Annotated in this window: 13 protein-coding genes; 8 read left to right on the forward strand and 5 right to left on the reverse strand. The window is 36.6% G+C overall.

The window, feature by feature from the left end; translation table 11 throughout:
• Positions 1 to 23 precede the first annotated feature (23 nt).
• From RM573_RS09185 to orn, 4 genes are all read right to left on the reverse strand, one after another.
• The gene (locus tag RM573_RS09185; protein WP_311580607.1) at positions 24 to 221 is read right to left on the reverse strand and encodes a DUF1289 domain-containing protein; all 198 of its coding nucleotides are present in this window, start codon (positions 219 to 221) and stop codon (positions 24 to 26) included.
• Positions 222 to 233: 12 nt separating this feature from the next.
• On the reverse strand, positions 234 to 3,836 hold the full coding sequence (locus tag RM573_RS09190; protein WP_311580610.1) for a hypothetical protein: 3,603 nt from the start codon (positions 3,834 to 3,836) through the stop codon (positions 234 to 236).
• Positions 3,837 to 3,971: 135 nt separating this feature from the next.
• On the reverse strand, positions 3,972 to 4,457 hold the full coding sequence (locus tag RM573_RS09195) for a DUF4442 domain-containing protein (protein ID WP_311580613.1): 486 nt from the start codon (positions 4,455 to 4,457) through the stop codon (positions 3,972 to 3,974).
• Positions 4,458 to 4,595: 138 nt separating this feature from the next.
• Positions 4,596 to 5,141 carry an oligoribonuclease gene (gene orn / locus RM573_RS09200; protein WP_311580616.1) on the reverse strand — a complete coding sequence of 182 codons (546 nt, stop codon included), beginning with the start codon at positions 5,139 to 5,141 and terminating at the stop codon, positions 4,596 to 4,598.
• A 160-nt stretch (positions 5,142 to 5,301) separates the two neighbouring features.
• On the opposite strand from orn, the gene rsgA reads away from it, so the two are divergent.
• The 5 genes from rsgA (at position 5,302) to RM573_RS09225 (ending at position 10,530) form a co-directional block, all read left to right on the forward strand.
• The gene (gene rsgA / locus RM573_RS09205) at positions 5,302 to 6,339 is read left to right on the forward strand and encodes a small ribosomal subunit biogenesis GTPase RsgA (protein ID WP_311580619.1); all 1,038 of its coding nucleotides are present in this window, start codon (positions 5,302 to 5,304) and stop codon (positions 6,337 to 6,339) included.
• A gap of 40 nt (positions 6,340 to 6,379) precedes the next feature.
• Positions 6,380 to 7,261 (forward strand): archaetidylserine decarboxylase, encoded by an 882-nt coding sequence (asd, locus tag RM573_RS09210; RefSeq protein WP_489753980.1) that lies wholly within the window; start codon positions 6,380 to 6,382, stop codon positions 7,259 to 7,261.
• Positions 7,258 to 7,992 (forward strand): glycerophosphodiester phosphodiesterase, encoded by a 735-nt coding sequence (locus tag RM573_RS09215; RefSeq protein ID WP_311580623.1) that lies wholly within the window; start codon positions 7,258 to 7,260, stop codon positions 7,990 to 7,992. Before asd ends, RM573_RS09215 begins: the two co-directional genes overlap by 4 nt.
• A 167-nt stretch (positions 7,993 to 8,159) precedes the next feature.
• Complete coding sequence (locus RM573_RS09220) at positions 8,160 to 8,549, forward strand: BlaI/MecI/CopY family transcriptional regulator (protein WP_311580626.1); 390 nt, start codon at positions 8,160 to 8,162, stop codon at positions 8,547 to 8,549.
• A 37-nt stretch (positions 8,550 to 8,586) separates the two neighbouring features.
• Positions 8,587 to 10,530: a M56 family metallopeptidase gene (locus RM573_RS09225; RefSeq protein WP_311580629.1), complete on the forward strand. Its 1,944-nt coding sequence runs from the start codon at positions 8,587 to 8,589 to the stop codon at positions 10,528 to 10,530.
• Between the two features lie 87 nt (positions 10,531 to 10,617).
• Here RM573_RS09225 and RM573_RS09230 read toward each other — a convergent pair whose 3' ends face one another.
• The gene (locus RM573_RS09230; RefSeq protein WP_311580632.1) at positions 10,618 to 11,076 is read right to left on the reverse strand and encodes a Spy/CpxP family protein refolding chaperone; all 459 of its coding nucleotides are present in this window, start codon (positions 11,074 to 11,076) and stop codon (positions 10,618 to 10,620) included.
• A gap of 165 nt (positions 11,077 to 11,241) precedes the next feature.
• Here RM573_RS09230 and RM573_RS09235 point away from each other — a divergent pair, with 165 nt between their 5' ends.
• The 3 genes from RM573_RS09235 (at position 11,242) to RM573_RS09245 (ending at position 14,419) form a co-directional block, all read left to right on the forward strand.
• Positions 11,242 to 11,943 carry a response regulator gene (locus tag RM573_RS09235; protein ID WP_311580636.1) on the forward strand — a complete coding sequence of 234 codons (702 nt, stop codon included), beginning with the start codon at positions 11,242 to 11,244 and terminating at the stop codon, positions 11,941 to 11,943.
• Between the two features lie 4 nt (positions 11,944 to 11,947).
• Positions 11,948 to 13,345 (forward strand): ATP-binding protein, encoded by a 1,398-nt coding sequence (locus RM573_RS09240; protein WP_311580639.1) that lies wholly within the window; start codon positions 11,948 to 11,950, stop codon positions 13,343 to 13,345.
• Between the two features lie 63 nt (positions 13,346 to 13,408).
• The gene (locus RM573_RS09245; RefSeq protein WP_311580642.1) at positions 13,409 to 14,419 is read left to right on the forward strand and encodes an alpha/beta fold hydrolase; all 1,011 of its coding nucleotides are present in this window, start codon (positions 13,409 to 13,411) and stop codon (positions 14,417 to 14,419) included.
• Positions 14,420 to 14,425 lie beyond the last annotated feature (6 nt).

Genomic DNA, 14,425 nt, shown 5'->3' on the forward strand with positions numbered 1-14,425 from the left:
ATTTCTTATTATTTACACGATGATCACGACATACGGCTTTCGTGATCTATCTTCCTATTTGTACAGCTTACCAAAATAGTGAGTTTTTCTTGTTCGGTAAACGATTGCCAACCTATTATTTCATTTATATGGCGAAAACACCCCAAACACACATCTTTTTCATTCAAGCAACAATTGCGAACACAAGGACTTGTCGTGATATTTTTTTTACCAGTATTCATAATCAAAAACCACTAAATGTTTTGCACGAACTCAGTTAACGTTTGATATTGTTGAGTTAATAGTTTCAGTTTAGCATTTACTTCAGGAAGTGCTTTTTTATTTAACGCTAGAGTAAGTGCTTTCGCGCTTTCATTGAGATTTTTTGCTGCCAGGATGGTGGTTACTTTTTCTATTTCCGCAGTATGTAATAATGCACTCTCGAATGCTTTATCATCTATTGCCTTGCAAATTTCGGCAATGGCTTCATTGATATCAGCCATATACACATCGAGCATAAAAACAGCCAATTCTGGTGAGCCTTGATTCAAAGCATAAAGATTTAAATCAAACGCCTGCTCCACTTCACCTTCTTTTACTGATAATAAATTATCGATACGCGATATATCGGCATCATTAGCAACTTTTTTATCCTTTGCTGTCGGTAGGTTAGTTGCTTTATGACGTGTCACGTGTGCAGTAACTTTTTTACTTATTTTGGTTTTCTGCTCGGTTGAAAGCGCTAATTGTTTTTCTTTTAACCAAGGCAAAAATAATTTCACTAACTGCTGAACATCTAACACATTTTTAACCTGTGCTTGAGACCAAGATTTCGTTACAAGCAACTCTTTTTTAGTAGCTTTTTTCAAGGGTGATTCGCCTAATGAAAAAACACCACGACTGACATTTTTACCTACCTTCATTTGCACAAAGGGTGAATGCTTAAACTCTGTTAACAACACCAGATAGCGACCTGTTTGCCATTGTTCAAGCATAGTATCTGCATGACATACAATCCGGACTTGGAAACCTAGCCAATGGAGTAATCGCGACAAAAATTGATATTTATCAACCGATTCAACACCAAGCAAAACTTCAACCTGTGTAGAGCAGAAACGGTATTGATTGAAAATTTCAGCCGGGATGATTAAATTATCGACACGTTTTGATTGAATAAATTCGGCCAAGTATTTAATCAAAGCATTGACTTCACAAGGGGCGTCAGCCTTTTCATATAAACCTTCATGATGTAAAGCATGAGTAAAAGGTGACTGCAACGCAATTAACTTAGGTGTTAAAGGTTTGGGCAAAGTAGATAAATGCTGGGTAATGACATGGCCTTCATTTTTAAAAACTTGCCCCGTAACAATAACGGCACTAACTTTATTAGAAGTAAGGTGTTTAACATTTAATTGTTTCACTAAATGTTCTACTTGTTCAATACTTTCAACTCGTCCTTGCGCTGTCTTAACGTGAGTTTCGATACTTTTCGTAAACGCATTCCGTTCACCAACTACAATCAATGCGGTATCTGTTAACTCAACTTCACGAATATGAGTATCTTTATTCGCGCCATTTTCAACAAAAGCCATCGGCATATCAACGGATAACTGAAAGCCTTTCTCAGTGGGATTCGCCTGTAAATTTTTACTATACGATGCCGTTAACAACGTGTGTAAATATTGTACTTTTTGGATGGTGTTTTCTTGTCCCTCATATTCAATCAAAGCGGCAATTAATTCAGGCAATGTCGCTTTTGGTTTTTGAACAAGGACATTAAAAGTGAAGCGAATAATTTGTTGACCTGAGTTTTTATCGGCGATTTCCGCATTCAATAGCAAGGTAGCATTAAATTGCTCTAATAAGCATAAATTCGCCAAGCTTTCCAAGGTTTGATGAAATAAACTTACGTTGACTTTTGCCCGCGACAATACCCGATTATCAACGGCTAATTGCACTGTATTGCGTTGTTGATTCGCTTCAATCATGACATTTTGACAAATTGCCATTAATTCATTTCGAGTATCTACATCTACTAAAGTTTTTCTTTGTTCATCTCGTTGCAATTCGATGTTTATTCGTAATTGACGATTCCATTGTAAAATTCTCGTTAATTGACGATAAACTTGCAGGGAAGTAACTCCCGATCCTATAGAAACACTCTGGCTTTGTAGCATGGTGCGGATCAACATGTTATCAAGTTTATCCGTATGAATGCGCAATTCGTGTTGATATTTCTCATCTTGTATAGCAAGTTGCTGTTTCAATCGCTCAAGTTCATCAACAAGTTTTGCCTGTTGAGCATTACTGCTTACCGTGCCTTGCCACGTACCATTATGGTGAACAATTGTTATCGTGAGTAATTGATTAAATCGAGTATAAACATCACATTGCCCGACCACATTATCTCGTTCAGCGATTCGCGCGGTTTTTATAAGGATTTTCAATGATGAATAAGCAAAAGCTCGTTGCCAGCTTTGTTTGCCTTGTTTGTTTTGTTTGTTGTGTTTGCTTTGTTCGGAGAAAATTAATTGTTTAGCTAACGCGTTAGCATGAGCGTTCTTTTCTTCATTTAAAACATAAAAGGCCAATTGCGCATGCTCAAAAATAACTTGCTCCAACGAACGTAATTGAGCAAGTAATACTTGGTAATCAGCTTCGCTATGAGGGGGATGCACAGTATTCAACACTATTTCAGCAATTTGCTTATCTTCTCTAGTCACCAATTCATTTGCAACGGATTGGTTGCCAGTAGCAATATTCTTTATATAGTCAATACTCGCTAAACCCTGCTGTTTAATGCGATTTTTTAACTGAAGTAATAAAATTGCGAACAGGAAAATTAACAAAGCAAAACTCGTAAAAATAACGAATTGCCACTGTTGATCCGTTAAGCGTATTTTATCGTTCAATGCTTTATCAATAAAACTAGGTATAGGTTTAATCGTCGTTGATGGCCAATGCAACTCAGGACTAAATTGCTGCCATTGAGTTTGTTGCTCTGTTAATCGCTGAAAATACTCTTGAGATAACCTCAGCTGCCCTCGCCACTTAGCAATGGCATTTTGTTCAACAAAGAGCAATTGATTTAATTTAAACATCACAGTTAATAAAGGTGTCGATAATTCTTTTGACTCCTCCATCGCTTGAAATTGTGATTGCCACAAGTCTAGACTTTGTAATAACTCATCCGTATAAAAATTAAAATCTACTAATGAATACTGTAAATCAAGACGACTAAATAAAACTTCAACATTTTTAACCGCAAGAGAAGTTTGCTGTAATAAATTAACGATGTTGGTTAAATTTGCATGAGCTTTGGCGCGAGACACCGTAACTTTATCGGCAACGTTATCTTGGTTGATTTGCTGTAAAAGTTTGACTTGTTTAGCTTTATTATCAGCGATTTCACTATTTAACTCATCTAATACTAGTTGTAATTGTATTACACTACTTTGTTTTAAGAGTTGATTGCGCTGATGATTATTTGTGAGTCGCTTAATATTTTCTAATTCAGCCGTTTCACTGAGAATCACCTGCTCAATGAAACGAGATTTTTTCGTCGAAAGCTTTTTTAATTCTTTTAATTGCTCAAGATAATGTTGATGATTTTTAAGGAAGTTTTTTGCATTATCACTTTGGCGTACGTTAGAAATTAGGTTGTTGATTTTTATATTTTTTTCTTGTGAACGATAACTTTTTTCAACTCCAGGTAGCTGTTCTTGAAGCAAAAAATTAACTTGTTGATCACGATAGTGAAATAACAATAAAGCTAACGTCAGTGAAAATATAAACAAGCTAAAAATAGCATAAAAGCGCGCGGTTAATTGCTGATAAAAAGGAGTCGAAGAGTCCATACTTACTATAACTACCTGCTGATAAGACGTATTTAAACGTGCATGACAATAAAAAATTTATCAACAGTTTAGGGATTTATCGGCAAGAATCAAAGGGATTTATTTGATAATACGACAGTTATCCCTTAAGCATGATCATCGACGCTTTTTAACCCACGCCCAATCCATTAAACAAACAATAGGTTGCTCGTTCGATTCATCGGTGATCTCTACCGCAATCAGCATATCGCCTTTTTCTTGTTGTAAAATAGCTTGTCGTTGCGTTTCAGTTATTTTGGCAACTGCGGTTAAGCTCCCTTTCATACGACGTTGATATTCAATTTTCATCGACTTTAATAACGGAACACTGTCGTCGGGCACATTCATGCCAAAAACAATGCCAGTTGCTGACTCAGCTAACAATGCAGCCGCAACCGCATGTATACCACCAATGTGGTTTTGTACTTTTTTCTTATTCGCTAAACTAATTTCTACTTGTTCATGAGAGACAAATTTAATTTTGATCCCGGTGGTGCCAGCAAATTTAACGGTGGAGCAAAAAAACTTCGTTAATAAAAAGGGTCTTAACTTCTTTGGCGCATAATTTACTTTATTAATAAAACGGCTAAAACGATTAGACATAATTTACTCACTTAATGATTGATGGATCAAATTGTTGATCGAACTGGTCTGACCTTCAAGTGGTATTTATAAAAAAAGCACCTCAGTGCTTTTATTTTTATATGTAGCTTGAAGAATTACCCGATAAAAATGTAAAAATTAAAGCGAAAAAAAGTGCTCTCGATATACTTTTAATTCATCAATAGACTCGCGAATATCATCCAAAGCTAAATGAACGCCCTTTTTTACCACTTTATCTAATACTTCAGGTTTCCAACGACGAGCTAACTCTTTTACTGTGCTGACATCTAAGTTGCGGTAATGAAAGTAATCTTCAAATTCCGGCATATATTTATTAATAAAACGACGATCTTGGCCAATACTGTTACCACACATGGGAGATTGACCTTTAGGAACAAATTGCTCAATAAATTTAATGGTTTCAGCGCTAGCCGTTGCTATATCAATGTTACTTTCACGACAACGTTTTGTTAGCCCAGATTTACCATGGGTATCAATACACCATTCACTCATATTGTCTAACACGTCATCAGATTGATGTATCGCAAATACAGGCCCTTCAGCAAGAATATTGAGTTGGCTATCCGTCACTATACTGGCAATTTCTAAAATAACATCATGCTCAGGTTCTAGGCCTGTCATTTCTAAATCTAACCAAATTAAATTTGTCTTATTCGAAGACATAAGTTTCCCTTAATGACACTTTACTGATCATAAATCGACTTTATGACAAGTAATTAGATGAATGATGATTTTATCAGTATAATACGTGAGAATTAATTCCGATAAAAATACTTTGTCGTTCACTACTATAAGTTAACTTTACATATAATGAAAAATTCTTGTGGCAAAAGCTAAAAAATTAACCAAAGGCCAAGTCAGACGTATTAAAGCTAATCAAGCAAAAAAACTGCGCAATAAAGTTGAGCAAATTGATTGGCAAGATGACGAGCTAGGAGAAGCGCAACTCGGTACCGTGATCAGTCGATTTGGTCAACATGCCGATGTTGAAGCAGACAATGGAGAAATATTTCGTTGTAATATGCGTCGAAGTATCGGCTCGCTAATTTGTGGTGATAAAGTACTTTGGCGACAAGGAAAGGCAACCGAGCACAGCATCTCAGGAGTTATTGAAGCGGTTCATGAAAGAGAGTCTGTTTTAAGTAGACCCGATGTTTATGATGGTGTAAAACCTATCGCAGCAAACATAAGTCAAATTTTAATAGTGTCATCAGTGCTCCCCGCATTTAATGCTGACATTATTGATCGTTATTTAGTTGCGGCCGAAGAGACTGACATTAAACCTGTCATCGTACTGAATAAAACAGATTTATTTGACGATGAAAACCAAGATGAAATTGAACAACAATTAGATATTTATCGCGCTATTGGATATCAAATCATCTACGTCAGTAACAAAACACAAGCCGGTATCGATGAATTAAAACAACAGCTTAAGGCTAATACCAGTGTCTTTGTTGGTCAATCTGGAGTTGGTAAGTCAACACTTACTAACAGCTTAATGCCTGAATTAGGTGTAATCACTCAGGAAGTTTCAGAAAATTCGGGATTAGGTCAACATACAACGACCGTTGCTCGACTTTATCATTTTGAACAAGGTGGCGATTTAATTGATTCTCCCGGAATACGAGAATTTGGTTTATGGCATTTAACCCCAGAACAAGTGTGTAATGGTTTTATCGAATTTGAAGACTTTCTCGGTCTGTGTAAATTCAGAGATTGTAAACATCAAACAGATCCCGGTTGTGCATTAATTGCCGCTGTTGAAGACAAAAAAATTCATCCTAAACGGTTAGCTAGTTTTCAACGAATTTTAGCGAGTTTAAATGAAAACACGCTAACCACCCGCTTCAACGATTAAACCCTACAATAAATACAAGTATCAATTTAAGGAAACATCAGTGTCATTAGATAAGTTAAAAATAGCATTACAATATATCATGCCAAAACACGGCCTCTCTCGATTAGTAGGCAAGTTTGCTGCGGCAGAAGCTGGCTGGTTAACCACCAAAGCCATTCGCGCTTTCATCAAAGCTTATGATATCAATATGAGTGAAGCGAAACTTAAAAATGCCGAAGACTTTAAAACCTTTAATGATTTCTTCACTCGCGAACTCGATGACGGTGCGCGTACTATTGACAATAATAACTTGGCATTATGCTACCCCGTTGATGGAGCTATTAGCCAACAAGGCGATATTGTTGATGGACAACTAATTCAAGCTAAAGGGTTTAATTACAGTTTAACCAGTTTATTGGGTGGAGACTCAGCTACCGCCGCACCTTTTCAAGGGGGGAAATTCTCTTGTATTTATCTGGCCCCAAAAGATTATCATCGTATCCACATGCCGATGAGTGGCACATTGCGTGAAATGATATATGTGCCAGGAGAATTATTTTCAGTGAATCCATTAACGGCAAACAATGTCCCAGATTTATTTGCTCGAAATGAGCGCGTGGTAACCATTTTTGATACGGAACATGGCCAATTAGCTATGGTATTAGTTGGTGCCACCATTGTTGCCAGTATAGAAACAACGTGGGCTGGCACTATTACCCCTCCGGCTGGAAAAGATATCTTTAAATGGAGTTATCCTGCAGAAGGCATTGATGCGATTCACTTAAACAAAGGTGATGAAATGGGTCGTTTTAAATTAGGCTCAACAGTGGTCGCAACATTTTCGCCAAATATGATCAACTTCAATGAAACTGCAGGCCCTGAAACAGTGACACGTTTAGGCGAGCATTACGCAGACATCGTGGTTGATAAAAACGCATCATGAAAATAATTGCGCATCGAGGAGCAAGTGGTGAATTTCCTGAAAATTCAATACTTGCCTTTGAACAAGCTATTTTACAAGAAGCTGATGGCATTGAACTCGATGTGCATTTTCACTCCCCAAGCCAACAATTTATTGTGCTACACGACCAATATTTGGACGAAATAACCAATGCGAAAGGCCAAATTAATCAATATTCGCTCGAGCAATTAACACAGTTATCTTTAGGTCAAGAACAGAAACTAATCACACTTTCACAGGCGTTAACAACCATTGCAGGACGAACTTTAGTTAACATTGAAATAAAGTCTGCTTGTAGTGATATTTCAATAGTGAATTTACACTTATCCGCCTTGAAATCACAGATTAATTATGCGATTAAACACTTGGGGTTTTCATCACAACAATTTGTATTATCATCCTTTAATCATCACATCATCAAACAAAGTAAGTTAATATTACCCGATATCGACACTGCCGCATTAATTGCTCATAACCCGATCGAATATGCTAGTTTCGCGCAAAAGTTAAAGTGTTTAGCGATTAATCCAGCGATAGAGTGCCTAGAACAAGCACTTGTGACAAACGCACAGCAACTGGGATTAAAAGTTTGGGTATATACCGTAGACAGGGAAGAAGACATAAATTTTTGTCGACAAATAAACGTTGATGCAATTTTTACTAATTTTCCAAAAAAAGTGAGAGATTACATAAATAATTGTAACGATAGTTAAACATTGCTCGTCGAAAAACACTGTAACCATCTGATATTCATTGAATTAAATGAATAATAAAATAAATTAATATTTATAGTTGCTCATTTTATCAACACGAGATACGATTAAGTTCGTAATATAATTGTAATAAAGCAATTTATCAGAACATGCATTAAGGAATTTTAATGGCTCGAGATAATAGTGATATCAAGCCAACTGAAGCAGAACTTACTTTACTTAATATTCTTTGGAAGTTAGGACCTGCAACAGTTCGACAAGTACATGAAACCGTCAGTGAGACTCAAAAAACCGGTTATACAACTGTACTTAAAATTTTACAAATAATGCATGAAAAAGCATTAGTTATTCGTGATGAAAGTAACCGAGCCCATGTTTATGCTGCAGCAAATAGTGAAACATTTACTCAATCCTCATTACTGAAAGATTTAGTCAGCAAAGCATTCGGTGGTTCAACCTCAAAACTTGTCATGCGAGCATTAAATAACTCGACCAGTAAAGAAGAAATTGCAGATATTCGTCAGTTACTTAACGAGTTAGAAGAACAAGACCAATAAAGTCATCGAACCTTAGACACAATTCTCAAGGAACATAATGGAAAGCGTAATAAGTAGCCCCTTATTATATAATTTAGCATTAACCCTGATCCATTTTTTATGGCAGGGATGTCTGATTGCGCTGGCATTAAAGTTTCTGTTGATCATCACACCACATCAACAATCGAAAACACGGTATACTTTTTCGGCAATCGCGATGATTGCTTGTTTAATTGTTCCAATCATCACTTATATTGCAATATATCAACCAAGTTACGCACAATTGATAGTGCAACCAGATCAAAATGCTTTCATGTTAGAAACAGCAATTTTAACAAATGATGAGGCAATTAATTGGTATCAAGAGGTGTTCGAAGCACTACCTTACGTATCAATGGTATGGATTAGTATAGTGACTTTTTTAGCCACTAAATTAATCATTGAATTATACAATGTAAATCAATTACCTAAGCAAGGAACCATGCGAGCAGAAGCTGCTTTACAGCGCCGCTTTGAAGCTTTAGTTAAAAAAGTTAATTTACGTAAATCACCGCAATTATTAATTTCTCTGAAAACCGATATTCCTATGGCGATTGGTTGGTTAAAACCAGTAATATTAATTCCTGCAGCGATGTTAACTGGATTAACCCCCACTCAATTAGATATGCTTATTCTGCATGAGCTCGCACATATTCGCCGCCATGATTACTTAGTCAATTTTTTCCAAACCATTATTGAAACTTTATTGTTTTTTCATCCAGCGATCGCTTGGATTTCAAAGCAAATGCGGAATGAAAGAGAATACTGCAGTGACGATATTGCGGTTAATCTAGCAGGTAACCCCATTGCATACGCTCATACATTAGCAGACACCGCTAATTTATGTCGAAATCATCGTCATCATGCAATCCCTACAATGGCAATGGCAGCTTCCGGTGGCGACTTAAAGCAACGAGTTGTTCGGTTAGTTAACCAACATCACTGTTCGTCCAATGATGATTCAGGTAAATTTTTAGCCTCGGTATTAATTATCTTCTCGGTGTTAATTGTCGCCATAAAACCTTATTTAAATAACACAATCATTGATTTTACATCGGGCCGTATTTCATTCTTTAAAACAGCCAGTGATATCATTAAGCAGCAACCGACAAACGCGGCAAATTTATCTGCAACTTCGGTTGCCCAAATGTTGTTGCAGCAAGAGCAAAAAAACGCCCTAGCACTAGAAAACGAGAGTTCTATTAGCGCCCCAAAGGTTAACAGTCGAGTCACTAAAATAACGGTGCCGACGATGAAATTTACTAATATAACAGCAAAAAAATCACCATCTTTGAATAAAGCTGCGGATGAACGCGAATTAGCAAATGATCATACCGTTCAAGAAAACTCTTATCTTGCAAATAACAAAACAAAAAACGATATTACCACAGCGACATCAAACGCAGCGATGAGTCAGCAAAATAATAGTGAATCACAAACAGAAGCGTTATTAGCGAATCATCAAGAAAAATCTATGTCTGAGTTAGCTTTTGAACGCACGGATTCAAACAATACCCAATCAAAAATGAAAAACCCGTACTCTAATCAAGTAGCGGCATTAAATGATGAACCACGACTAGAACATACACAAACTACGACGTCACAAGCGCGCCCAAACCAAGAACAACCTCGACCGCTATATACTATTACTACGGTAGAAAAAACAAAAACAGCAACAAGCAGACCAAAAAGAAAGAGTGCTGAAATTTTAAGATCTCCCGACCCAAAATACCCTTCTACTGCTACGCGAAGAGGTATTGAGATGGATGTAACAGTTAGTTTTGTTATTGATACTGATGGAATTGTTCAAGATATTACTTTCGAACAAAAAAATCGCGTAAGTTATTTCAGAAGTGCAATTAGAAATGCCATGGCAAAATGGCGCTTTCTACCTGCTCAAGTTAATGGCCGACCGGTAGAAAGTAAGATGACAAAAATTTTCTCATTTAGCTTAGCGAAATAAAGGGGCGTGTAGCCTTTGGTTATTAACGACACAAACACTGCCGTAACACCGAAACTGACTCAAGCCCCATTCATAACGAATAAGCAATTATCTTCTATGTTTTCTATTAAACTTCATAAACTTTTCACGCTGTTCTGTCGTTAATACTTGCATAATTGCGTGTTTGCTTTTTGCTTTTTGTAGTGCCATTTCAGTAAAGCTTGTTTGATACTGGCTATGTAGTTCAGTAAACGCTTTTTCATCAAATGTCGGAGCAGACATTAAAGATTTAACTTGCTCTTTAAAGCCTTTCATCGTTTCTTTCTGTTCTTTTGCTTTCAGTTTAGTTTGTTCAAAAATCGCTTTTACTTGAGTTTTTTGCTCATCTGTTAACGCTAAATGTTTCGCCATTTTTTTAAATTGACGCATCATCGGGTGTTTTTTCCCCTTTTTCATATGCTCTGTTTGCGCCGTTTGACCTTCTTTAGCAATAACCTCTTGTACAGGAAGGATTGCTAAACTGCTTACTAAAATGGTGCCGATTAATAACATTGGTTTGATATTCATAATAAATCCTTATTGATTTTTAAAAATTAACTTCATGGTTAGAATACAAAATCCAACGAAAAGAAACGCAAAGCAGTGTAAAGGTTTTGTAAAGTTTCTCAGAAGTAAATTTTTGTCAGTTATGATATATAAGTGGCAGTACTAAACATAAGGCGTGACACACTCATGACAACACCCGTAAAAATATTGATTATCGATGACGATAAAGAATTAACCAGTCTTTTATCTGAATACTTAGCCTTAGCGGGTTATCAATTATTTTGTTGTCATGACGGCTTAAGTGGGCTTGAACAAGCAAGAAGTGATGAGTATTCCTTAATTTTACTTGACGTTATGATGCCTAAATTAACAGGTTTTGAAGTATTAAAAGCATTAGGGGGCAAACATACCACCCCGATATTAATGTTAACGGCCAAAGGAGATGAAGCTGATAAAGTTCTTGGCTTGGAATTAGGTGCCGACGATTATTTAGCTAAACCTTTTCAACATCGCGAGTTGCTTGCGAGAATAAAAGCAATATTAAGACGAATTAACATCACTAGAAATCAACAACAACCATCATCTTTGCAAGAAGTGAATTCTGTTTCATTAAATCATGCAACTCGAGAAGTGCATTGTCACGGACACTTAGTAGAATTAACCGGTACTGAGTACCAAATTTTAGATTTATTAATGAAATCTGCTAGCACGATCATTAGTAAAGCTGAGATTTCAGAACAAATCTTAAAAAGGAAACTTAGCCCTTTCGACAGAAGTATTGATATGCATGTCAGTAACATTCGCCGAAAATTATTACCTTTTAGCCCAAATGATAAACTTAAAACAGTGCGTGGTTCCGGCTATATCTTTTTAACTGGCGAAGGGTAAAGACATGTTAGTTAAAATGAAAAAAGCACTTGCTTCCATTGGGGTAAAATTATTTTTATCTTTTTGGTTGATCACACTAGCATCCATTTTCATTACACGATTAGTTTCTTCCCAACTAGAACATCAAAGTATAATTATTCCGACGGTTCAAGAAGATATTTATAAACTAAAAAAGTACGCAAAACGCATCAATAAAAAATTACCTAAAAGCCCATTAGCAATCATTCAGCGGGCGCCATTTCCACCTGGCATGTCTATTTTGATCAAAGATACTAACACGCAAGAAGTTTTTCATAATCATAAACGAGACTCACAAACCATAGCATCTTTTCTAAGCAAAAATAGCTATAGCAACCTAACGACCGTTCAATTTCCTTTTGCACGTTTAATAGGCCCTGAGCACATTCAAATTAATCAGCAAGACTATCAATTATTTCTTGTTGTAAACTCCAAACATCCTCATTTTGGTTCCTTGTTTATGCAGTTACCTTTCTGGGTACGTATCATCATTCCCCTCTTGATCAGCTTAAGTTTTTGTTGGTTATTAGCTAAGACATTAACCCGACCAATTATCGCCATAAAGCATGCTGCCACTGAAATAGGTAAAGGCAACTATCAAGCAAGGGTGATAGATGGGGAAAGTCGCAATGATGAATTAGGTGAAATGGCAAAAAGTTTTAATCAAATGGCTGAAAAATTAACCACGAATATTCACGCACATCAGCGACTATTAGCTGATGTCTCTCATGAATTACGATCACCCATGACACGTTTGCAAATAGCAATAGGGTTAATTGAAAGTTCAGCAGAGCAAGGGAAACCTGTCGATAAACATATCAGTCGATGTGAACGTGAAATAGGCCAACTTGACCAAATGATCAGTAATGTATTGTCATTATCTCGTATGGAAAATACTTTCCAAGAAGCTGATTTTGTCTTGTTAGAGGTCACTTCAATTCTAAAGACAGCCATTGAAGACGCACAATATTTAGCGAATGATAAAAACATTCGTATTGTCAATAAAACGAAGATCACCTGTCAGATGTTACTTGATGAGACACAATTACTCAGTGCGTTAAATAATATTTTAATTAATGCGATTAAGCACAGCGAAGAGCAGAGTGATATTGAAGTACAAGCAACCATTTCAGCAGGCCGTTTATTGATTACCATTGCTGACACAGCCACAGGTGTTCCAGAAGAACAACTCCCCTTACTGTTCAATGCCTTTTATCGAGTCTCAACCGCACGAGATAGAGAAACTGGCGGTACCGGCTTAGGACTCGCTATTGCCAAACAAGCAGTAGCAATTCATCAAGGTACAATTTCTGCAGCAAATAACGCTAGCGGCGGCTTAACTATTACCCTAGAATTACCGATAAATAAGGCTAAAAATGTGTAGAGCATGACAACTAAACCGTGGCTGCTATTTGCTTTAATAATAATAGGTTTCAATAGTATATTTATGACAAACGCTTTCGCTTTCACCCAAGAAGATAAGTTATCTAAATTACTAACAACTGATATTGCTGATTTTTGGCGCACGGGTCACTTTTCTTCATTTCAAGGAATTGATAATAAACGCATTAATTACGCGAGTTTTATTGCTGATCAGCCTATCAACTGTTTAATCATTTCACCCGGTCGTTCAGAAAGTTACTTAAAATATCAAGAATTAGTTTTTGATTTAGCTAGGCTTAATATGAGTATCTTTGTCATTGACCACAGAGGACAAGGGCTATCGGAGCGTTTACTACATAACCCGCATAAAGGTTATGTCAATAAATTTGATGACTATACAGACGATTTACACACCTTTATTGAAACCGTGGTTAACCCGCACTGTGCCACGAACAAACCACCGCTATTACTTGCCCATTCGATGGGAGGTGCTATTGCGACTCGTTTGATACAGAAATATGCACAATCGGTAAAAGCCGTATTATTATCTTCACCCATGATTGCTATTAATAAAGGAGGTCTACCTGAATGGGTAGCGAAAAGTTTGATAACTACAGGTAATATTCTTAATACTTTAATCTCAGATCAAGCTTGGTATTTTCTTGGCCAAGGTGATTACCAAGCAAAAGATTTCGCCAGCAATCACTTAATGCATTCTCAAATACGTTATCAAACATTTATCGACTTATATCAAGCACAGCCAGAACTCCAGCTTGGCGGAGTCACTTTTAATTGGTTAAAACAAGCAGTGCTAGTTCAACAGAAAATATTTGCTGATCTCGATAAAATTTCCACTCCCATCACGATAATGCAAGCAGGTAATGACACCATTGTAGATAACAGTGCCCAAAATAAATTCTGCCAACAACTCAATCAGTACACACCTAGCTTGTGCCAGCAGTCACAGCCATATGTCATTGAAGGCGCTAAACATGAGCTGTTGTTTGAAAGCGATAAATACCGTAATCAAGCGCTTGCTTTCATTGAAAATTGGCTTTTTGAAAACACTGAATAACAAATC

It is taken from the genome of Thalassotalea castellviae, from assembly GCF_031846185.1.
GTDB classification, from domain to species: domain Bacteria; phylum Pseudomonadota; class Gammaproteobacteria; order Enterobacterales; family Alteromonadaceae; genus Thalassotalea_H; species Thalassotalea_H castellviae.

Bases quoted from the DNA above. Each gene is read 5' to 3' on its own strand.
- RM573_RS09195 (WP_311580613.1), bottom strand. From the start codon at position 4,457: ATGTCTAATCGTTTTAGCCGTTTTATTAATAAAGTAAATTATGCGCCA.
- orn (WP_311580616.1), bottom strand. From the start codon at position 5,141: ATGTCTTCGAATAAGACAAATTTAATTTGGTTAGATTTAGAAATGACA.
- RM573_RS09235 (WP_311580636.1), top strand. From the start codon at position 11,242: ATGACAACACCCGTAAAAATATTGATTATCGATGACGATAAAGAATTA.
- RM573_RS09215 (WP_311580623.1), top strand. From the start codon at position 7,258: ATGAAAATAATTGCGCATCGAGGAGCAAGTGGTGAATTTCCTGAAAAT.
- RM573_RS09190 (WP_311580610.1), bottom strand. From the start codon at position 3,836: ATGGACTCTTCGACTCCTTTTTATCAGCAATTAACCGCGCGCTTTTAT.
- RM573_RS09240 (WP_311580639.1), top strand. From the start codon at position 11,948: ATGTTAGTTAAAATGAAAAAAGCACTTGCTTCCATTGGGGTAAAATTA.
- RM573_RS09220 (WP_311580626.1), top strand. From the start codon at position 8,160: ATGGCTCGAGATAATAGTGATATCAAGCCAACTGAAGCAGAACTTACT.
- RM573_RS09230 (WP_311580632.1), bottom strand. From the start codon at position 11,076: ATGAATATCAAACCAATGTTATTAATCGGCACCATTTTAGTAAGCAGT.
- RM573_RS09225 (WP_311580629.1), top strand. From the start codon at position 8,587: ATGGAAAGCGTAATAAGTAGCCCCTTATTATATAATTTAGCATTAACC.
- RM573_RS09185 (WP_311580607.1), bottom strand. From the start codon at position 221: ATGAATACTGGTAAAAAAAATATCACGACAAGTCCTTGTGTTCGCAAT.
- RM573_RS09245 (WP_311580642.1), top strand. From the start codon at position 13,409: ATGACAAACGCTTTCGCTTTCACCCAAGAAGATAAGTTATCTAAATTA.